The sequence below is a fragment of the Solimonas marina genome (assembly GCF_012241385.1).
GTDB classification, from domain to species: Bacteria; Pseudomonadota; Gammaproteobacteria; order Nevskiales; family Nevskiaceae; genus Solimonas; species Solimonas marina.
In genome coordinates this window covers 369,129-389,954 of the sequence record NZ_JAAVXB010000003.1, presented here as the reverse complement: position 1 = coordinate 389,954, position 20,826 = coordinate 369,129, and the positions used below count along the sequence as shown (strand labels likewise).

Here is a 20,826-nt window from a genome sequence, read left to right as displayed (position 1 = left end):
TCAGTCCTCGCGACTGGCGTCGTCGAGCGCGGCGCGATCGGCCGCCGACAGCTCCAGCGTCGCCGCCTTCAACAGCTCACCGAGTTGCGTCAGCGTCGTGGCACTGGCGATCGGCGCGGTCATTTCCGGGCGCGCCAGCTGCCAGGCAATCGCCAACTGCGTCGGCGTCGCGCCGCTGCGCGCTGCGACATCGTGCAGAGCCTCGACGATGCGCCAGCCGCGCGGCTGGTCGTAGCGCGACAGCATGCCGGCGCGCGCACGGCCGGCAAAGTCGGCGGCGCTGCGGTACTTGCCGGTCAGAAAGCCGCTGGCCAGCGCGAAATAGGGAATGACGCCGACCTGCTCGCTGGCCAGCAGCGGCGCATAGTCACGCTCGTACGCGAAGCGCTCGTAGAGATTGTACTCGGGTTGCAGCGTTTCGTAGCGCGGCAGCAGGTGACGCTGGGCCACGGCCAGGGCCTCACCGAACCGCGCCGCCGAGTAGTTCGACGCCCCGATCACCCGGACCTTGCCCTGCTCGATCAGCCGCGAAAACGCGCCTAGCGTATCGGCCAACGGCGTCTGCGCATCATCGTCGTGCGCTTGATACAGATCGATGTAATCGGTCTGCAGGCGTTGCAACGACGCCTCGACGGCACGCGCGATATAAACCGGCGACAGTCCCTGGAGATCCGGCCCCATCGGCTTGCCGAGCTTGGTCGCGAGCACGACGCGCTCGCGGTTGCCGCTGCGCTTGAGCCATTTGCCGAGCACCGTTTCAGATTCGCCACCGCGATGTCCGGGCACCCAGTACGAATAGACGTCGGCCGTGTCGACCAGATTGAAGCCGGCATCGACGAAAGCATCGAGCAAAGCAAACGACGTCGCCTCGTCGGCCGTCCAGCCGAACACGTTGCCACCGAATGCCAGCGGCGCAACCTTGAGAGGTGAACGGCCAAGCGTGCGCATTTTCATGATGAACGGTCCTTCGATGGCAGCGGAACGGGGCGTCGATTTTCGCACGCGGCGGCGGGCGGCTGAAACGCCATGCGGGGCAGATGAACGGTGAACACGACCCCGGCCGCTGTCGATACGCTCAATGCACTAGGAGGATTTATCCATGCGCCTGTCCATTGTTTCTTGCGTCGTACTGTGTGCGTCGCTCTTCATGTCGCTGCCGGCTCGCGCCGCCACGACCGTCTCCGGATTCGTCGGCGAGTACACGGGCTCGATCGGCGACCTCACGGTCTCCGATACCAAGACCGCTTCGAAGTGGACGGCCAATTCGCTGGTCTACATCAACAGCCACTGGCTGACGCTGGCGCGCGGGACCGCCGCGTTCGACATCAGCTTCTCGCATGACGACACCACCCGACACTTCCTGGTGATCCGTCCGCAAACGAGCAGCAGCGGCGCTGCCGCATTCATGATGCTGCCGGGCACCGGCGCCACGTCGGAGGGACAGGCCAACATGACGTCGATCAGCGCCAACGTCGCGACGAGCGGCTTCTGGGCGATCGTGCCGGAAGCCGATGGCAGCGACTGGAACGATGATCCGGGCTACTCGAACGGCATCGACGACGTCGGCTTCCTGGCCAAGGTCGTCGACATCCTGACCGGCTATCTGAACCTCGACGCCAAGCGCGTCTACATCAGCGGCATGTCGAACGGCGGCTTCATGGCCGAGCGCGTGGCCTGCGAGCTGTCTGACCGCATCGCGGCCACGGCAGTCGTCGCCGGCACCGTGTCGTCGAATCTCGCGAAGGTTTGCAGCCCGGCGTCGCCACGCCCGATCCTGTTCATCGCCGGCACCGCCGATCCGATCGTGCCGTACGACGGCAGCCGCATCGGTGTCGAATCGGCGCCGAGTGCCTACGCGCTGTGGGAAACCCTGCATAACTGCACGGCGTCCGCGACGACGACCACGGACCTGCCGGATACGGCCGACGACGGCACGACCACGACGCTCAGCGACAACACGGGTTGCGGCAGCGGCGGCGAGGTACGGCTCTACACCGTCAACAATGGCGGCCATACCTGGCCGGGCGGCAGCCAGTATCTGTCCGAGTCGCTGATCGGCAAGACCAGCCAGGACTTCAGCGCCAACAGCGAAATCTGGAGCTTCTTCTCCGCACACCCGATGCCCTGAGGATGTAGACGGACAACGACGTAAAAATACGCCGCCGCCGGGACGGATTCGGCGGCGGCGCAAGCCTGGGGACGACCAGGACAAGCGCAAAGAGACTGAATGACGGCACCGCCGCAATGGCGGGCCACGGATGAGATGCCGGCCGGGGTCGCCGCGCATCGCATCGCAGTCATCGATGCTGATGCAATAAGTACCGCGAACACGTCCTCGGCGGTATGTGCTTTTAGTCTGATGGGCCGAATCCACACGCTTCACGGCCACCACCACATCGGGGCAATGATGCGGCGCCGCGCCGCGCGCGGGCCTTTTCCGCAACGAAACGCGCGTCGGTGCACAATGAACCTCCAGCGCAGAACAAGATGGCGGCTGCGGCCGCCGAGGCACAGGAGACGATGGATGGCTGACAACAAGAATCTGCAATCGGTACTGACGGAGACCCGTGTATTCCCCCCGCAGCCGGGCTTCATCGAAAAGGCCAGGCTCAATAGCGACCGACTCGCCGCGCTGCATGCCGCAGCCGCCGCCGACCATGTCGGTTTCTGGGCGGACCTGGCGAAGAAAGAGCTTGGTTGGCAAACACCGTTCACGACCGCGCTCGACGATTCGCAGGCGCCGAACTACGCCTGGTTCACCGACGGCAAGCTCAATGCGTCGGCGAACTGTCTCGACCGCCATCTCGACGCGCGCGGCGACAAGATCGCGATCCGCTTCGAGGGCGAGCCCGGCGACCTGAAAAATTACACGTATCGCGAGCTGCACGCCGAAGTCTGCCGCACCGCCAACGCGCTGAAGTCGTTCGGCGTCGGCAAGGGCGATCGCGTCGTCATCTACATGCCGATGGTGCCGGAAGCGGTGATCGCGATGCAGGCCTGCGCGCGCATCGGCGCGATCCACAGCATCGTGTTCGGCGGCTTCTCGTCATCGTCGCTCAAGGACCGCATCGAAGGTGCTGGCGCCAAGCTGCTGATTACCGCCGACGGCGGGCATCGCGCTGGCCACATCGTCGAGCTGAAGAAGGCCGCCGACGAAGCGCTGGCCCAGGGCTGCGACACCATCGAGAAGGTGCTGGTGCTCAAGCGCACCGGCCACGATGTCGGCTTCGACGCCACACGCGACGTCTGGTGGCATGAGGCGGTGGCGGCGCAGCCGGCGCGTTGCGAGCCGGAATGGGTCGAATCCGAGCATCCGCTGTTCCTGCTCTACACCTCCGGTTCGACCGGCAAACCGAAGGGCATCCAGCATTCGACGGGCGGCTACCTGCTCGGCGCGACGATGAGCTGCCAGTGGGTTTTCGACCTGCGCGACGATGACGTGTTCTGGTGCACCGCCGACGTCGGCTGGATCACCGGCCACAGCTACGTCGCCTACGGACCGCTCGCCAACGGCGCGACGATCCTGATGTACGAAGGCGCGCCGACGGTGCCGGACGCCGGCCGCTTCTGGAAGATCTGCCAGGAGCACGGCGTGACGATCTTCTACACCGCGCCGACCGCGATTCGCGCGCTGATGAAGCTCGGCGACGACTGGCCGAAGCAGTACGACCTGTCGAAGCTGCGCCTGCTCGGCAGCGTCGGTGAACCGATCAACCCGGAAGCGTGGATGTGGTTCCACACGGTGATCGGCAAGGAGAAGCTGCCGATCGTCGACACCTGGTGGCAGACCGAAACCGGCGCCATCATGATCGCGCCGATTCCGGGCGCGGTGCCGGCCAAGCCGGGCTCGTGCACCAAGCCCTTGCCGGGTATCGCCGTCGAGGTCGTCGACGAAGCCGGCGAGATCCTGACCAGCCCGGATGCCGGCGGCTATCTGGTCGTGACCAAGCCGTGGCCGTCGATGCTGCGCACGGTGTGGGGCGACAACGAGCGCTACATCAAGACCTACTGGGGCCAGTTCAACAACAAGTACTACGTGGCGGGCGACTCGACGCACCGCGACGCGGACGGTTACTACTGGATCCTCGGCCGCGTTGATGACGTGCTCAATGTCTCCGGCCACCGCCTGGGCACGATGGAAATCGAAAGCGCGCTGGTCAGCCATCCGCAGGTCGCCGAAGCCGCCGTGGTCGGCCGCCCGCACGAGGTCAAGGGCGAGAGCGTCTTCGCGTTCGTGATCTGCCGTGGCGATCGGCCGATCGGTGCCGCCGCCGAGAAGCTGACGAAGGAATTGCGCGAACACGTCGGCCGCGAGATCGGTGCACTCGCCAAGCCCGACGAAATCCGCTTCGCCGACAACCTGCCAAAGACCCGCTCCGGCAAGATCATGCGCCGTCTGCTGCGCTCGATCGCCAAGGGCGAGGAGATCACGCAGGACATTTCGACGCTGGAAAACCCCGGCATCGTCGCGCAGCTCGCCGGCAAGGAATAAGGCACATCGCCGAAGGCCCGCACGCGCCGACCGCGTGCGGGCCTGCCAAGGCCGGTGAACGCGAATCGCGAACAGGCCCAGGCGTCTGCGCACATACTGAAATTTTTTTCATGCAGCCGACACCGGGACGTGATGTGGCCGCCCGTAGACTCTGCCATATCCCCCACTCGCGGTGCGCTGCGCTGATGCCCGGCGTACCGCCCAGTCGCCGAGCCTCATGCCCGCCGCACCTTCCGCTTCCTATAACCGCCTGCCGATCCTGGCGCTGGCGATCGCCGCATTTGCGATCGGCACCACCGAGTTCGTCGTCATGGGTCTGCTGCCGCAGATCGCCGGAGACCTGCACGTATCGATTCCGCGCGCCGGCCTGCTGGTGTCGGGCTACGCCATGGGCGTCGTCATCGGCGGCCCGATACTCGCCGTCGCCACCGTGCGCCTGCCGCGCAAGCCGGCACTGCTGCTGTTGATGACCATCTTCATCGTCGGCAATCTGCTTTGCGCCATCTCGCCGAGTTATGAGGTGCTGATGGTGGCGCGCTTCGTCGCCGCGTTCTCGCACGGTTCGTTCTTCGGCACCGCCGCCGTGGTCGCCGGCTTCATCGCACCACCGGCGCAGCGCGTACGTGCCATCGCCCTGATGTTTGCCGGACTGACCGTCGCCAACGTGGTCGGCGTCCCGCTCGGGGCGATGATCGGCGACAGCTTCGGCTGGCGCACGACGTTCTGGATCGTGACGGCGCTCGGCGTGCTGGCACTGGCCGGCATCCAGCGCTTCGTGCCGACGCTCGACTCGATGCCCGCCAGTCATCTCGGTGACGAGATCCGTGTGCTCGGCAAGACCCAGGTCCTTCTCGCGCTGCTGATCACGATCTTCGGCTTCGGCGGCGTCTTCACGCTGTTCACGTACATCGCGCCGATCCTGCGCGATGCCGGCCTGTCGGCCGACGCCGTCAGCGCGGTACTGGTGTTGTTCGGCGCCGGCGCCACGATCGGCATGTTGGTCGGCGGTCGTGTTGCCGACTGGAAGCTGATGCCGGGTTTGATCGTGCTGCTCGCGATCTCGATCGTCAGCTATCTGCTGTTCGCCGCCGGCCTGCACCACGCGGGGATCGCAATCGTCGGCGTGTTCGCGCTCGGCATTACCTGCTTTCTGCCCAACGCCGGGCTTCAGGGCCGCGCGATGCAACAGGCCGGCGACGCCCCCTTACTGGCATCGACACTCAACCAGAGCGCGTTCAATCTCGGCAACGCCGGCGGTGCGTTCATCGGCTCCGCCGTATTGGCGCGCGGCTTCGATTATCCGGCGCTGTGCTACGCCGCCTCGACCATCGCGGCGATCGGCATCGTTCTGGTCCTGATCAGTCAGCAACTCGAAAAGCGCACGCCGTCGGTACTCGCCGACGCCACCTGAGTCCGGATCAAGTCCGAATCAGCCGGCGGCTTCCTCGATCGCCGGCACTCCGGGCGGCACCGCGGCAACAGCGTGGTCGAGTGCGGTCAGGAAGTTCTGACTCCAGCTCGCGACATCGCTGCGACGCAACTCGTGCATCAAGGCCCGGTGGCGATCGCGGCGCTGCGCCAGCGGCATGTGCCGCGCCGTCTCGATCGCTTCGGCGACGCCGACCGGGTCGTACGGGTTGACGATCAATGCCGCCGCCATCTGCTTGGCACTACCCGCAAAGCGCGACAGCACCAGCACGCCCGGATTGTCCGGGTCCTGGGCCGCGACATATTCCTTGGCAACCAGGTTCATGCCGTCACGCAGCGGCGTGACCAGTCCGATGCGGCTCGCACGATAAATACCCGCCAGCTGCCGCCGCGTGATCGCACGGTTGATGTAGCGCAACGGCGTCCAGTCGAGCTGCGCGAAGCGGCCGTTGATGTGTCCGGCCAGCGCATCGAGCTGATGGCGAATGTCGATGTATTCCTGCACTTCGCCACGCGAGGTCGGTGCGATTTGCAGAAAACTGACCTGGCCGTGCGCCTCGGGATAAAGCTCGAGCAACTTCTCGTAGGCCTGGAAGCGCTCCGGCAGCCCCTTGGTGTAATCGAGCCGATCGACGCCGACGATCTGCGTGCGGTCGAAGATCGCCGCCTTGAGCTTGGCCGCTTCGTGCCCGGCTTCATCACTCGCTGCCAGTGTGGCGAACTGATCCGTGTCGATGCCGATCGGATAAGCCTGCGCAATCACCGAGCGGCCGTAGGCGTACAGACGATTGCCGCGCTGCGAGCCGCCTGCTTCACGCAGCACATAGTCCTGGAAGCGCAGCAGATCGGCCTCGGTCTGGAACCCGACCAGATCGTACGAGAACAAGGCCCGCACGAGATGCTCGTGATGCGGCAACGCCGTGAGAATCTCGCGAACCGGCCACGGGATGTGCAGGAAGAACCCCAGCCGTTGCCGCGCGCCCATGTCGCGCAAGGTCTCGCCAAACGGCAGCAAGTGGTAGTCGTGCACCCAGATCAGATCGTCGTCTCGCAGCAACGGCGTCAGCGCCTGCGCGAAGCGTTGATTGGCACGCTGGTAGCCTTCGTAATAGCGGCGGTCGAAAGTCGCCAGATCCAGGCGGAAATGAAAGAGCGGCCACAGGCAACGGTTCGCAAACCCGTTGTAGTAATCGTCGTGCTCCGTCGAAGTCAGATCGATCACAGCGCGGGTCACACCGCCCAGGCTCTGCGCCTGCACCTCGTGGCCTTGCGGCCCGTCGCGGACCTCGCCACTCCAGCCGAACCACAACCCGCGCCGCGTTCGCAGCGCATCGGCCAGCGCCACCGCCAGGCCACCGGCCTTGGTCGCCCCCCGTAAGGGTCCGACACGATTGGAAACGACGACCAGCCGACTCATGGCGTTACGCCCGCTCGCGAACGCCGGCGCGTACGCTGTCCTGCAACCATTCGTGAACGGCCGCCACGCTCTCCAGCCGATAGCGTGCGCGCGTCTCGCCGTCGCCGACCTTGATGCCATAGCCACCACGCGACGCGGCCTCGTCGAAGCCATCTTCGTCGGTCGTATCATCGCCAATGAACACCGGCCGCCGGCCGCGGAACAGCGGTCGCGACAGCAGCGCATCAACCGCCAGGCCCTTGTGCAAGCCGCGCGGTCGCGTCTCGACCACCATCTTGCCGACCAGTACATCGAGACCGTGAGCCTCGGCCACCGCTCGCGCCACCGCAATGCATTCGTCCGCCCGCTCCGGCGCCGCACGATAATGCACGGCAACCGCCGCGCCCTTTTGCTCGACGATCAGCGCGCCATCACCGCCGAAACGACCGCGCAAATCGAACGCCGCCGCGGCGACGCCTGGCCACACGCGGCGCTGCGGCGTGGCGTTGCCGTGCATACGCAGCTCCGCGCCGTGCTGACCGGCACCGGGCAACTGCAAGGGCATCAGGAAATGGTCGATCTCCTTGAGTGGCCGGCCGCTGACAACCGCAACCGCCCCCCCGACCAGACGCTGTGCGCCCTCGATCAAATCAGTGAGTGTCGGCTCGATGTAGACCAGCTCGGGTCGCGGCGCGATTTCCGTCAGCGTCCCGTCGAAATCGAGAAACAGTGCATCGCGCGCATCGAGCAACGGCGGCGCGGACAGGTCGGGCGAGGTCTTACCAGAAGTGTGCATTCGCCCAAGTGTGGACCATCGCCGACTTCAGGACAAATCTTTTGTTTTCAATAGGTTCAGCTGATATTCAGATCCATCCCCGAGGAATACCGCGCACGAGAAGGATCACGGCGACTGCACCTGGGCGCTGCTCCATGCAGCGCACCCTACTATTCGGGATTTCATGCTGCCTCGACTTTTTTTCGCAGCTTCTTGCTCAGCTCACGCCGAATCGACTCGTCAGATTCACCGAGTAGCGGCGGCGCTGTGACGTCAAGCGCGCGCTCGTGATCGAAGCTCACTGGCGAGCGCACCGTTCGCCACACGCCGCCTTCAGGATGCGGCGCGCTGACCTCCAGCTGTAGATGCCGGGCCTGGGGATCCTGTAGCGCCTCGCTGCTGTCATACATTGGCGCATGCGGCACATCCTCGGCCTCCAGGCGACGGCACCACTCTGCACGCTTGTGCCGCGCGAAGCGCTCACCGAGCAACTCGATCAGACGCTCCTGATGCTCGATGCGGCCCTCGCGCTTGGCAAAGCGCGGATCATTGAAGAGGTCCGGCATTTCGATCGCATCGGCCAGACCCTGCCAGAACTTTTCCGGTGACGACATGTGCAGCGCGATCCATTTGCCGTCCGCGCATTTCAGGACGTAAGACTGCGACACGCTCGGCCGACTGTAGGGCGTCATCACCTCACCTTCCGAGAAGAAGTGGGTAAATGCGTCGAGATTGAAGTGGCACATCGATTCGAGCATCGACACTTCGACCAGGCGTCCGACACCCGTACGCTGGCGCTCGTACAAGGCGCCAAGAATGCCGTAGGCCGCGTAAAAGCCAGTCAGCGCATCGGCCAGCGCCGGACCGACGACACGCGGGTTCGCCGGATTGATCAACAGTCCGAGAAAGCCGCTCGCAGCCTGCGCGACGGTGTCATAGGCAGGCCGCGTCGACGCCGGGCCGTCCTGTCCAAAGCCGCTGATCGCACAGTAGATCAGCTTTGGATTGAGCGTGCGCAAGCGCGCTGCGTCGACGCCCAAGCGCTGCGCGGCGCCAGGGCGAAAATTCTGGATGTAAACGTCCGCTTCACCGATCAGCGCGTCCAACAGCTCGCGGTCCTCGGCCGTCTTGGTGTTCAGCGTAATGCTGCGCTTGTTGCGGTTGTACGTTTGGAAATGCGGGCTGTAGAGCCCGCCTTGAAAGGCCCGGAACGGATCGCCGCTGCCGGGCTGCTCGACCTTGATGACTTCGGCGCCGAGGTCGGCGAGCAACATGCCGGCATTCGGTCCAGTGATGAAAGTGCCTTGCTCGATGACGCGAACGCCGGCGAGAACCTTGGCCATGTAACGCTCCTCGTGAATGGGTTCCGGATCAGGCGTCCGCGGCGAAGCCGGTGGGCACTTCACCGTCGTACTGCACTTCACGCGTCGCCTGATAGGACAGCGCGAAACCGATCGAATGATTCATTTCCTCAAACAGATGGGCGATCAATCCGGCGCTGCGCGCAAGGATGGGAATGCCTCGCAACGCGCGGCGCGGAAAGCCGACGCCCAGCAGTACCGCCGGAATCGCGGCGGAGACATTGAGCCGCAAATCCTTGCCGACGATGTCCGGAATCACCCGCTCGACCGCCTCGGCCACTTCGACGAAGCGCTGGGAGGCACCGGCACATCGCGAGACATCGAACAGCGCTGCCACGCGCGGGTCACGCGCTTTGTGTAACGGGTGCCCGTAGCCAGGAACGGGGCGCCGCGCAGCACGGTAGTCGCGGACCACCACTGCGGCGGCATCGTCCAGCGAGATTCCGCTCTCCGCACGAGTGGTTTCGATCCGTTCGAACATTTCGCCGGCCTGCTCAGCGGCCCCCAGGATCACTGAACCGCAGCCCAGCAGTCCGGCTGCCACCGCGCCCTGCACGGCTTCCGGCGCCGCCGCATACGTCATCCGCGCCGCCTGCACGCTCGGCACCAAGCCGTGCTCGGTGATCGCCACGAGCGTCGCGTCGAGAACCGCCTGCGCCGCCGGCTGCGGCCGCTGTCCGGTCAACAACAAATAGAAGTACTCGCTGAAAGACAATTTGCCGATGACGTCGCCGCACAAGTCGAGACCGCGCACGACGATCGTCTCCTCATTCGACGTACAGATCGCGGTACGCGGGATGGTCTCCTTACCGATTTTCATGACGTAATCCTTTTGTTCGGGGGACTTCACCAGGCGAGTCCGCGGGGACGCACGCCTGCAGCGCATGACCGCATATCCGCGGCAGCGCGATGGACTTTGTGGTGCCCAGACTAGAGGCTGGAAACCAAATACAAAAGTGATAAATTTCCATAAGAACAATCGACGTCATCACTGATTATTTCCGATGGAACTCCGCCACCTTCGCTACTTCGCCGCACTGTCCGAAACGCTCAACTTCACGCGCGCCGCCGACAAATGCCACGTCACACAATCGACGCTGTCGCATCAGATCAAACAGCTCGAAGATGAACTGAACACCCCGTTGTTCGAGCGGATAGGCAAGCGCGTCGTCATGACCGAAGCCGGCGGCGCGCTACTGAACGGCATTCTTCCGGCGCTGGCGCGCATCGACAGCACGCTCAACGCCCTGCAGACCGCGCCGGACGTGTTGCAGGGACATCTGCGCATCGGCGCCACGCACAGCTTCAACACGCGCTTGGTACCTCAATGCATCGCCACGTTCCTCGAGCGCTATCCCGCGCTGAAAATCACCGTGGAGGAGCTCTCGCAGCAACGCATCGTCGAGAGTCTGATGTCGGACACTCTCGATCTCGGCGTCGCCTATCGCCCGCTCGAAGAACACGAACTGTGGTTCGAGCCGCTGTACAACGAAGAGCTCGTCCTGGTGATCGCAAAACACCACCCACTGGCAGCGCGCAAACGACTGCGCATGGTGGAACTGCACAACCTGCGCATGACACTGCTGCCGCCGATGTTCTCGACACGGCAGTTGCTGGACGAGTACTTCCGTGCCGCCGGTGCCGAACCGCAAGTGGTCGTCGAACTCAACTCGATCGCGCCGATGATCGAATTGATACGCCGCACTGATCTAGCCGGCATCGTCGGCGCCACGGCAGTCGCAGAAAGCGACGGGCTGCGCATCGTGCCGCTCGAAAACCCGACGCCGATACGAACACCCGGCCTGCTATGGCGGCGTGGCGGCAGCGGCGCCACCGGCGGCCGCGAATTCGCACAGGTCGTGCGCAAGCTCTTGAATCAACCGGAATCACACATCAGCTGAAATTGCGAGGCCACTTAGAGCGGTAGCGTGAACTGCAACCAGAAGCGATCGCCCAGCGCGCGGTTTTCCGAGGCGAACTCGTGCTGATACTTGGCCACGACAGCGACACCCGGGCGAATCGTGTAACGCAGCTGCGGCCCCAGAGCCGCACCGCGAGTCCGATAGCCACCGTCATAGACTTTCCCGTCTTGCTTGTCATCCGACATCTGTCGGAAATAAAAGCCCTGAATGCCAAGTTGCACACTTTCGCTCAGCGCGTACGCCACCAGTTGCTCGTAATGCAGCATCCAGCCAGCGTGATAGTCGGTATCGTGATTCTTTGTGTTGATGGCAGCCGACAGCGTTCCGCCAATCTCCACTTTCGGGTTCACGAACCAGGTCCATCCGTAGTTCGGCTGCCACGAATAGAAGTGCAACGCTACATTCGCGGAGCGGTCGCTGTTGTACGAACCGCTCGGCACATCCAGATCAAGCAGTGCGATTTGCTGGAAGAACGTCATCGACGCGTTGTGCGTGCCGATGATGAGTGGTTTGAGGCTTAGATTTCCAATACCCAAGCTGGAACTCTTGCTTCCGGCGATGTCGAGAGAGACATTCGCAATCGGCAGGACGAAGCCGGTAGCAAAATGTACGCTTCCCCACGTCCTGGCCCAGCCATGATCCATGCGAATGGCGTCGACAAAGATGTCGACGTCGGTCGACACCGGCAATCGGTGACCATCCGAGTCGGCAAGCCTGTCCGATTTGTAATAGAGACTGTAGTTGTAGAGCCGCGTCTCACCCGCCTGCGTTGCAACGCCGTTGAGCACGGTATTGACACCGATCGGCCACGAAATATTGCCGTTTTCTGCGGCTGCGGCGCTGCCGCAGGCGAGCATCCCGCTCAGCAGAACAAGGCTTTTGATTTTTAGCATCGCGTCTCCTCCATATTGTTGTTGTCATTTCCGGCTGCGCGATCGCAAGCCGCAAGTCGCCGTTGCACCCGTCAAGGCACAAGCAAACTTCATTGGGAAAGGCAGTCATCGCCGGGCACGCCGGCGATATCTAGAGATCGAGCGTCAAGAGCGGCGACCGCGCGCGGGAACAGCAGATCGCGATCTGCTTGTGCTCCGCCCGTTCCTCCTCGGTCTGGAAAAAGTCGCGATGGTCAGCCTCGCCATCGAGCAGCGATGTCAGACAGGTACCGCATACGCCCTGCTCACAGGACAATTCGACGTCCACGCCGTGTGCCGACAGAACTTGCGCGATCGTCATGTCTGCCGGGACCTGCAGCGTGCGGCCACTGTGCTGCAGACGAATTTCGAACGCATCATCGGCGGATCGTGTGGCAACTGGCTGCGCAGCGAAGAATTCTCGATGCAGCTGGGCGTCGGAAAATCCTCTCCGCCGGCCAGCGGCGACTACATGTTCGATGAATCCAGCGGGTCCGCAGACATACACGTGTGCATCGTCGCGACGCGCCGCCAACAAATCGTCGACATCGAGCCGCGCCTGAGACACATCGTCGTTGAAGTAAAACCGCACGCGGTCACAATAGGGGGCAGCTTGCAGTAAATCGAAGAAGGCGCAGCGGTCCCGGCTGCGCGCGCAATAGTGAAGCTCGAACGATTGCCCGGCATCATTCAGCGCTTCGACCATACTGAGGATCGGCGTGATTCCGATTCCACCAGCCAACAGAATGCTATGTGGCGCGTTATCGGCGAGCGCAAAGTGATTGCGCGGCACGCTGATGCGCACCTTGCTGCCGGGGCTCACCCCGTCGTGTATCGCCTGCGATCCACCGCGAGATGAAGGTTCGCGCAGCACGGCAATCCGATAGCTCGATGTATCGCCCGGGAATCCGCATAACGAATACTGGCGGATCATCCCGGGCGCTACTTCCACGTCGATATGTGCCCCCGCCGTAAATTCCGGCAGCGCCTCTCCGTGCTCAGGCACTAGCTCAAGGCTAATCACAGCCTCCGCTTCGTCTCGACGAGCGGCCACCGTCACCGTCGTCCAGCTATGACTCACGAGTCAACTCCGTCTGATGAATACCGAACATGGGACGTCAGGCAGCCGCGCTGGCCGCCCCCTTCTGCTCGGAGCGAATCAGCGCCTCCATCGCGCGACGGACCTGCACGGAAGTGGCATCACCACGCGCGAGAAAATCTTTGAACTGGCGTTCGCCGCTGCGCTGCAGCATGGCCTCAAGCGCCTCGACGGCATCGACGTCCTGCTGAAGCACGGCCGCAAATGCCGCGTTGATGATGTCCGTCACGCGCTGGTCATCAACGGCGAAGTTCCGTGAATACGCTACGAAGTAATGGGTTTCATGCGCACGAGATGGCGTAACCGCATGGTGAACCTTGTAAGCGCCGAGTTCTCTTCCTGGCTCCCCTTCCTTCTTATCGTGCGCGAGGAAAATTTCTGCAGCCAGATGCAGACATGGCAGGAAGAATTCCATCGACATCAGCCGGTCGATCGGCTTGTGATAACCGAGGATGTCGGAGAAGAAGCCCGTCGGCTCCTGATTGAGCATGGTGCGTTCGTCACGAAACCAGTCCCTTGCGCCCTGCACCTCGAACTCGGTTGCCGCAACATCGTCAACGCCGATGATGCCGGGATGCAGGAAGGTCAGATGCGAAAGATCGCAAAGGTTTTCGTGCATGAGTTGATGACGCGCTTTGAGCAAATGTGTCGCGGCCGGCACGGCATGCCAGCCGGGAGCCGTCAGCTTCACAGTGTCGTGATCGGGAATCAGCGACTCGTCAGCCAGCGCGGGGTCACCCATCCATATCCAGAACCATTGCCAGCGCTCGACCACCGGGTATGACGCAATTCGGCACGACGATGGCACCTTGGTCTGCGTCGGAATGCGTACACAGGCGCCGGTCTTGTCAAACGTGAACCCGTGATAGCTGCATTCGAGGCGATCGCCTACCACATTACCTTTTGCAAGGGGGAACTGCCGGTGCGGACAACGCCCGTGCATCGCCACAATCTGGCCAGCCTCGGTGCGATAGAACACGACCGGCTCGTCAAGCAGCCAACGCTCAAGCGGCTGCCGTGTGATTTCATTGCTCCAGCCGGCAACGTACCACTGGTTTCTCGGGGCCCACAGGCCATCTGCATAGGGATACATGGATTCTCCTCCGCGTTTCTGCATCATCGGCCGGCGATTACGAACTCGGTCGTCGGCGCTTGCTATCGCCCCACTGGCCGGCCCACTCCCGCAGGCCGTGACAGCCGCCGTTCAGGCCTCGACCCAACCGGCGCCGCGATGCGTGTTGTTGGTCGCCAGATCGTCTTCTTCCAACCAGCGACGAAGTGTCTCGTGCGCCGTTGAACCGGCAGCGCCCATCATTTCATCCGTCTCCGGAACGAGGGTGGTCAGTTCGACCTGCATGCCGTTCGGGTCGTGGAAATAGATCGAATAGCAATAACCGTGATCGGTTTCGAACGCCTGGACACCGGCCTTCGCCAGACGATCCTTGAAATAGCGCACCGTATCCTTGCCCTGCACCGTCAACGCGATGTGGTGGGCGAACGGATTGACGTCATCGAACTTGTTGACGGATTGCGCGAGGCTGGAGTCCGCCGACTTGAACTGAAAAAACGCGATGCAGCTTCCGTCGGCCAGTTCGAAGAACGTGTGGACGTAGTTGTCCGGCTGGCCGGTCACCGGATTGGTCCGCTCGACCCAGGTGCCGATCAGCGGCAAGCCGAGAATGTCTTCGTAGAAATGCCGCGTCGCTTCCATGTCGCGCGCCATATAGGCGTGGTGGTGCAGCTTTCCGACCCGATTGTTCTGACGCAGCAGTCGAATTTTTTCGATTCCGGACGAATCGCGCACGGCTGTGGCGGTGCTTTCCATGGCTTGGCTCCTCACGACGATAATGTTGACGATGCATTGCGGATCGGCCGCCCGGAAGCGGCCGGCGGATCCGAAGGGTTGTCCGCCAGACAGCGCAAGACCCACTCGCGCATGGCGGCATTGACGGGTTCGGGGTATTCCATCATCGGCATGTGCCCGCAGCCGTCGATGGCGAGCAAGGTGCTGCCGGATACCAGCCGATGCAGGTCTTCGAGGATCGCCAGCGGACGAATACGGTCCTGCTTGCCGCCGATCAGCAGGGTCGGCACCGTGATCGCCGAAAGCAGTGTGGTCGAATCGGGGCGGCTGGCACCGGCTTCGATGTAGGCCTGCAGCTGCTCAGCCGAGTGATCGGCCATCATCTGCGTGATCGCCTCGACGAGCGATGCATCTTGGCGACGCGCTTCTGGCAGTAGATTCGGCAACCAGGCTTCAGCCATCGCGCGCATGCCAGCCCTGCGCGCTGTCTCCAGCAGTGCTAGTCGCCCCGCGGTCTCTTGCTGGCCACGCTCGCCGCCAGGGTTTGGCAGATGCTCGGTGCCGATCAGACACAGTCCCGCGACCCGCTCGGGCGCCAAGCGCAGGATTTCGAGTGCGACGCGTCCACCCATGGAATGCCCGGCCAGCAGAAATGAAGACGGCGCGGCTTCGAGCACATGCGCTGCCATATCAGTCAGCGAACGGCAGCGCGACAGTGGGTAGCGGACAACCTCGCTATGCAGCAATGGCGCCAGCGCCTGCTGCTGTGCAAGCCACGATTGCTCGTTGCAGAGCATGCCCGGCAGCATCAGCAGCGCAGGCACCGCATTCAAGCCGCTGCCAGCCTTCGCCGGGTCCAGGTCGCTCGTAAGCGTGTGCCGCTCCATCCAATGATCTCCTCGCGTCTTGGCGCACGACTGATGTCGTGAGTCAGAAGATAGAGCGAGTCATCGATGTTTAAAAATGATTAATTTCCATAAAAACGATCGACGCGATCACTAACCATTGCCCGCCGCGCATCGCAGCGAAAGCGCACGCGCACGCGCACGGCGATGGCGCTCAGCTCGAACGTCGCGCCATGAACGCGACGCGCTCGAACAGGTGGACGTCGGCTTCGTTCTTGAGCAGCGCGCCGTACAGCGGCGGCAGGGTCTTCTTGGTGCTGGCGTCGCGCAGCACGGTCGGGTCGATGTCCTCGGCCATCAGCAGCTTCAGCCAGTCGAGCAGCTCCGACGTCGACGGCTTCTTCTTCAGGCCCGGCAGCTCACGCAGGCCGAAGAACACTTCCATCGCTTCCTTGGTCAGATTTTTCTTCAGGTCCGGGAAGTGCACGTCGACGATCTTCTGCATCGTCTCCTTCTCCGGGAAGCGGATGTAGTGGAAGAAGCAGCGGCGCAGGAAAGCGTCCGGCAGCTCCTTTTCGTTGTTCGACGTGATGATGATGATCGGCCGGTTCTTGGCCTTCACCGTCTGCCGCGTCTCGTGGACGTAGAACTCCATCTGGTCGAGTTCGCGCAGCAAGTCGTTCGGAAACTCGATGTCGGCCTTATCGATTTCGTCGATCAGCAGTACCGGCTGGTCGGTCGATTCGAAGGCTTCCCAGAGCTTGCCGCGGACGATGTAGTTGCCGATGTCCTTGACCTTTTCGTCGCCGAGCTGCGAGTCGCGCAGGCGCGACACCGCGTCGTACTCGTAGAGGCCGTGCTGGGCCTTGGTGGTCGACTTGATCGCCCAATCGAGCATCGGCCGACCGAGGCCGCGGGCGATCTCGCGCGCCAGCTGGGTCTTGCCGGTGCCGGGTTCACCCTTGACCAGCAGCGGCCGCTGCAGCGTCACCGCAGCATTGACCGCCATCATCAGATCGTCGGTCGCGACGTAGGTATCGGTACCTTCAAAGCGCATGTTGCGAATCCCAGTTTCAGAAAGACTTTTAACCACAGATTACACAGATTTCACAGACTTAAATTTTCAGAAGTTGCGCCGCCTAAGGCTCTATAAATCTGTGGAGTCTGTGTGATCTGTGGTTCATCTTCGCGTTTCAGCCGAGCGGTGCGAACAGGTCGGAGAGCGACTCGTCGTCGAGCTGCAAGCTCTCCGCCGACTCGGCGAACAGCGCCTCGGCGAGCGCGCGCTTGCGCGACTGCAGTTCGGCGATCTTTTCTTCGACCGTGCCTTCGCTGAGCAGCTTGTAGACGAACACCGGCTTGTCCTGGCCGATGCGATGTGCGCGATCGGTCGCCTGGTTTTCGACCGCCGGGTTCCACCACGGGTCGTAGTGGATGACGGTGTCGGCGGCGGTCAGGTTGAGACCGACGCCACCGGCCTTGAGGCTGATCAGGAACAGCGGCACTTCGCCATCCTGGAAGCGGTCGACCAAGGACTCGCGGTCCTGCGTCGCACCGGTCAGCAGCAGATAGTCGATGCCGCGCTCACGCAAGGCTTCTTCGATCAACTCCAGCATCGACGTGAACTGCGAGAACAGCAACACGCGACGTCCACCGCGCAGCAGCTCCGGCAGCAAGGTCATCAGCAGGTCAAGCTTGGCCGACTCGCGTACCGCCTGCGCCTCGTCGGTCTTCAGCAGGCGCGGATCGCAGCAGATCTGACGAAGCCGCAGCAGCGCCGCGAGCAGGGCGATGCGCGACTGTGCGATGCCACGCCGCTCGATCTCGGCCTGCACTTCTTCCTGCATCGCCGCGCGCACGGTTTCGTAGAGGTCGCGCTGCCCGCCTTCGAGCGGCACGCTGCGAATGATTTCGGTGCGCGGCGGCAGTTCGCTGGCGACCTCGTTCTTCGTGCGGCGCAGCAGGAACGGCGCGATGCGCCGCGCCAGTTGCGTGCGGATCTCGGCATCGTCGTTCTTCTCGATCGGCGTGCGGAAACGGCGCCGGAACTGCGCGTCGTCGCCGAGATAGCCCGGCATCAGGAAGTGGAACAACGACCACAGCTCGCCGAGATGATTTTCGAGCGGCGTGCCGGACAGGCACAGACGATGGCGAGCATCGAGCTTGCCGACGCTCTGCGCCGCCTTCGAGCGCGCATTCTTGATGTTCTGCGCCTCGTCGAGCACCAGCAGATGCCAGCGCTGGCGACGCAGGTGTTCGAGATCGCGCGGCAGCAGCGCGTAAGTCGTCAGCACCACGTCGGCATGTTCGATCGCGGCGAAGCGCCGGCGCCGGTCGCTGCCATGCAACACCAGCACCTGCAGATCCGGCGTGAAGCGCGCGGCCTCGCGGCGCCAATTGAAGACCAGGCTGGTCGGCGCGACGATCAGCACCGGGCGGTCGAGTCGGCCGGCGACCTTCTCGGTGAGGATGTGCGCCAGCGTCTGCAGCGTCTTGCCGAGGCCCATGTCGTCGGCCAGCACGCCGCCGAAGCCGTATTCGCGCAGCATCTGCAGCCAGGCCAGGCCTTCGCGCTGGTAATCCCGCAGATCCGCCTGCAAGCCGGCCGGCGGCGCCATCGTCGCGCCGGCGGCGCGCACGCGTGCGCCCCAGTCATGCAGCGGGCCGCCACCATCGCGCTGCAGCTTGGCACCGCTGCCGAGATCGTCGAGCAGCACACCGGCCCAGCGCGGCAGACGCAGGCGGCCATCGGCTTCCAGCGGTTGTTCGTCGTAAAGCTCGATCAAGGTGCTGAGGATCGGCCGCACGCGGGCCGCCGGCAGGCGGATCAGGCGGCCCGCGTCGTCACGCACGATCAACGGCGCATCGTCCGGCAATGCCCGCAGCTTGGCAGGCGTCAGCTTGTCCCCGTTTTGCCGCAGCAACGACACCAGCAGCGGCAACAGCGGCATCTCGCGGCCGTCGATCGAAATCTGCAGGCCGACGTCGAACCAGCCGCCGCTGCTGTCGATCCGCAATGACCATTCCTCGTCCGGCTCGTGCAAGCGCCACGGGAAGTCGGGGTCGATCTCCAGGCGCCAGCCGTCGGCGCGCAGCTTGGGCGCCTCGCCGGCGAGAAAGTCGACCCAGCCGACGCGACCGATGCTCGGCGGCGGCGCCAGCAGCGGCGTCGGCTTGTGGTAGTAGTCGTGCACCGTCGTCAGTCTTGCACGGTGCAGGCGCGCCAGCAGTTCCTGCTCGCGACGCAACTGGCGTTCGATCTGTGTGACCTGATTGCCCTGCACGCGCGTCAGCGGGCCGGGCGGCGTATCCGGCGCGCAGCGCAGGCCGGCGTAGTCGAAGCTCAACGTCGCCGCATCGATCGCCTCCTCGCGCGCCCAGGACTGCGACAGCCAGCTCTGCCGCAGTGCCAGCACCGGCACCGGCTGCACATCGCGGCGGCGCCGGAAACGCACCGGCGGCGGTGGCGGCACGCGCTCGGCATATTCGCCCAAGGCCTCCGGCCAGCGCGCGGCCAGCGTCGCCACCTCATCCGGCGCCGCGGGCGCCGCGCACAGCAGGCTGCCGGCCAGCGCCGCCGGCACGCCGCTGTCGATGGGTCCGGCCATCGTGTGCCCGGGGTCGACATACCACGGCGGCTGCAGCGGCAGCGCGGTCGCCGCCGGCTCCACATCGAGTTGCAGACGACTACGCCCCCGGGTGTCGAGCTGCCAGCGGAATTGGCCGGGCCGCGAGTCGCCCAGACTCAGCGGCGGCGCCTGTTCGCTCTGCCAGTGGCAGCGCCCGCTACCGAGCAGCTCGCGCAACACCGCCACGCCCCATTCGCCCTCAAGCCGCCACGGCGGGCCGACATGCGCGCCCTGGCGCGCCTCAATGAACTGCAGCAGGCGGCGATCGAACTCGCCGACCTGACGCGCGTGGCTGTGCGCCGCCTTCGGCTGCGCCTGCACGCTGCCGTAGCCGCCGTCGGCGCGACGCCTTGCACTGACGACGTTGAGCGACGGCAGGTGTGCGCCGTCAGGCTCCAGATCAAGCAGGTAGAGCAGGCAGACGGCCCCCTCGCCGATCGGCGCGGCCGTACCGCCGGACTCGACATCGGCGAGCCAGCGTTGCAGGTCGTCAGCCGCAGTCCGGCCCGCCATCAGCGCGAACCCGCCGCGCGAAGCGGCCTAGCGGCAAACGTTTTGAGGTGCGCGCGCATCTCGCGCATCAGGCATTCCGGCAGTCAAAAGACTGTCAGTGTAGAGCCTGCGGCGATGTGCTGCATCGCCCGACCGGATTTCGACCGGCAGTTAGAGCATCACCGGCGCATCCGGCAGCTCGTTGCCAACGTCAGGACGCGCCGGCGGGTAGCGCGCCAGCACCCCGGCCACGGCCTCGATGCCGGCGATCGCACCCTCGGCGAAACGCCCCTCGCGGAACTGCGCCTCCATCAGCCGGCAGCAGGCCTGCCACTCGGACGGCGGCACCCGCGCATCGCCGACCCCGCGATCGGCGACGATTTCGACGCCGCGGTCGGCGAACAGCACGTAGATCAGCACACCGTTGTTGTGCTCGGTATCCCAGACGCCGAGGTCGGAAAACACCTTCACCGCTCGGGCACGCGGCGTCAGCCCGGCCCACAGCGCCGGCAGCGGCAAGGCGCCTTCGACCGCGAAGCGGATTTCGCCGGGGTGACGCGCCTCGCAGGCACGCACCGCGTCCTGGATGGCGTCAAGCGCAGTGACGCCGAACGCGCGGCGGACCTGCCAGGGCGTGGTCAGCAAATGACGGAACATGCGCGACAGACTCAT

17 protein-coding genes are annotated in these 20,826 nt (G+C 64.2%); 4 read left to right on the top strand and 13 right to left on the bottom strand.

The annotated features are described in order from the left end of the window. Positions 1–954, bottom strand: a complete 954-nt coding sequence (locus tag G7Y82_RS08015) for an aldo/keto reductase (RefSeq protein WP_168147496.1) — start codon at positions 952–954, stop codon at positions 1–3. 145 nt (positions 955–1,099) lie between these two features. Here G7Y82_RS08015 and G7Y82_RS08010 point away from each other — a divergent pair, with 145 nt between their 5' ends. From G7Y82_RS08010 to G7Y82_RS08000, 3 genes are all read left to right on the top strand, one after another. Next, positions 1,100–2,128: a CE1 family esterase gene (locus G7Y82_RS08010; RefSeq protein ID WP_168147495.1), complete on the top strand. Its 1,029-nt coding sequence runs from the start codon at positions 1,100–1,102 to the stop codon at positions 2,126–2,128. 396 nt (positions 2,129–2,524) lie between these two features. After that, a complete protein-coding gene (acs, locus tag G7Y82_RS08005; RefSeq protein WP_168147494.1) occupies positions 2,525–4,492 on the top strand; it encodes an acetate--CoA ligase in 1,968 nt (655 codons plus the stop codon). 217 nt (positions 4,493–4,709) lie between these two features. Beyond that, entirely contained in the window at positions 4,710–5,903 is a 1,194-nt protein-coding gene (locus G7Y82_RS08000; protein ID WP_168147493.1) for an MFS transporter, read from the top strand. Positions 5,904–5,921: 18 nt separating this feature from the next. Here G7Y82_RS08000 and otsA read toward each other — a convergent pair whose 3' ends face one another. From otsA to G7Y82_RS07980, 4 genes are all read right to left on the bottom strand, one after another. Beyond that, positions 5,922–7,337, bottom strand: coding sequence for an alpha,alpha-trehalose-phosphate synthase (UDP-forming) (gene otsA / locus G7Y82_RS07995; protein ID WP_168147492.1), 1,416 nt, complete (start codon positions 7,335–7,337; stop codon positions 5,922–5,924). A 4-nt stretch (positions 7,338–7,341) separates the two neighbouring features. Continuing rightward, entirely contained in the window at positions 7,342–8,112 is a 771-nt protein-coding gene (gene otsB, locus G7Y82_RS07990) for a trehalose-phosphatase (RefSeq protein ID WP_168147491.1), read from the bottom strand. Between the two features lie 161 nt (positions 8,113–8,273). After that, positions 8,274–9,434, bottom strand: a complete 1,161-nt coding sequence (locus G7Y82_RS07985) for a CaiB/BaiF CoA transferase family protein (RefSeq protein ID WP_168147490.1) — start codon at positions 9,432–9,434, stop codon at positions 8,274–8,276. Positions 9,435–9,462: 28 nt separating this feature from the next. Then, positions 9,463–10,272, bottom strand: coding sequence for a citryl-CoA lyase (locus G7Y82_RS07980; RefSeq protein WP_168147597.1), 810 nt, complete (start codon positions 10,270–10,272; stop codon positions 9,463–9,465). Positions 10,273–10,456: 184 nt separating this feature from the next. Here G7Y82_RS07980 and G7Y82_RS07975 point away from each other — a divergent pair, with 184 nt between their 5' ends. Further along, positions 10,457–11,353, top strand: a complete 897-nt coding sequence (locus tag G7Y82_RS07975; protein WP_168147489.1) for a LysR substrate-binding domain-containing protein — start codon at positions 10,457–10,459, stop codon at positions 11,351–11,353. Positions 11,354–11,367: 14 nt separating this feature from the next. On the opposite strand, the gene G7Y82_RS07970 is transcribed toward G7Y82_RS07975, so the two are convergent. The 8 genes from G7Y82_RS07970 to G7Y82_RS07935 form a co-directional block, all read right to left on the bottom strand. Further along, positions 11,368–12,267 (bottom strand): SphA family protein, encoded by a 900-nt coding sequence (locus tag G7Y82_RS07970; RefSeq protein WP_168147488.1) that lies wholly within the window; start codon positions 12,265–12,267, stop codon positions 11,368–11,370. 130 nt (positions 12,268–12,397) lie between these two features. Next, complete coding sequence (locus G7Y82_RS21405; protein ID WP_168147487.1) at positions 12,398–13,366, bottom strand: PDR/VanB family oxidoreductase; 969 nt, start codon at positions 13,364–13,366, stop codon at positions 12,398–12,400. A 37-nt stretch (positions 13,367–13,403) separates the two neighbouring features. Next, positions 13,404–14,477 carry a Rieske 2Fe-2S domain-containing protein gene (locus G7Y82_RS07960; RefSeq protein WP_168147486.1) on the bottom strand — a complete coding sequence of 358 codons (1,074 nt, stop codon included), beginning with the start codon at positions 14,475–14,477 and terminating at the stop codon, positions 13,404–13,406. A gap of 111 nt (positions 14,478–14,588) precedes the next feature. Beyond that, positions 14,589–15,209 carry a VOC family protein gene (locus tag G7Y82_RS07955; protein WP_168147485.1) on the bottom strand — a complete coding sequence of 207 codons (621 nt, stop codon included), beginning with the start codon at positions 15,207–15,209 and terminating at the stop codon, positions 14,589–14,591. A gap of 11 nt (positions 15,210–15,220) precedes the next feature. Beyond that, entirely contained in the window at positions 15,221–16,075 is an 855-nt protein-coding gene (locus G7Y82_RS07950) for an alpha/beta fold hydrolase (RefSeq protein WP_168147484.1), read from the bottom strand. A gap of 172 nt (positions 16,076–16,247) precedes the next feature. After that, positions 16,248–17,090 (bottom strand): AAA family ATPase, encoded by an 843-nt coding sequence (locus G7Y82_RS07945; protein WP_168147483.1) that lies wholly within the window; start codon positions 17,088–17,090, stop codon positions 16,248–16,250. Positions 17,091–17,226: 136 nt separating this feature from the next. Then, complete coding sequence (locus G7Y82_RS07940) at positions 17,227–20,175, bottom strand: DEAD/DEAH box helicase (protein ID WP_168147482.1); 2,949 nt, start codon at positions 20,173–20,175, stop codon at positions 17,227–17,229. Positions 20,176–20,325: 150 nt separating this feature from the next. Further along, on the bottom strand, positions 20,326–20,826 hold the full coding sequence (locus G7Y82_RS07935; RefSeq protein ID WP_168147481.1) for a TPM domain-containing protein: 501 nt from the start codon (positions 20,824–20,826) through the stop codon (positions 20,326–20,328).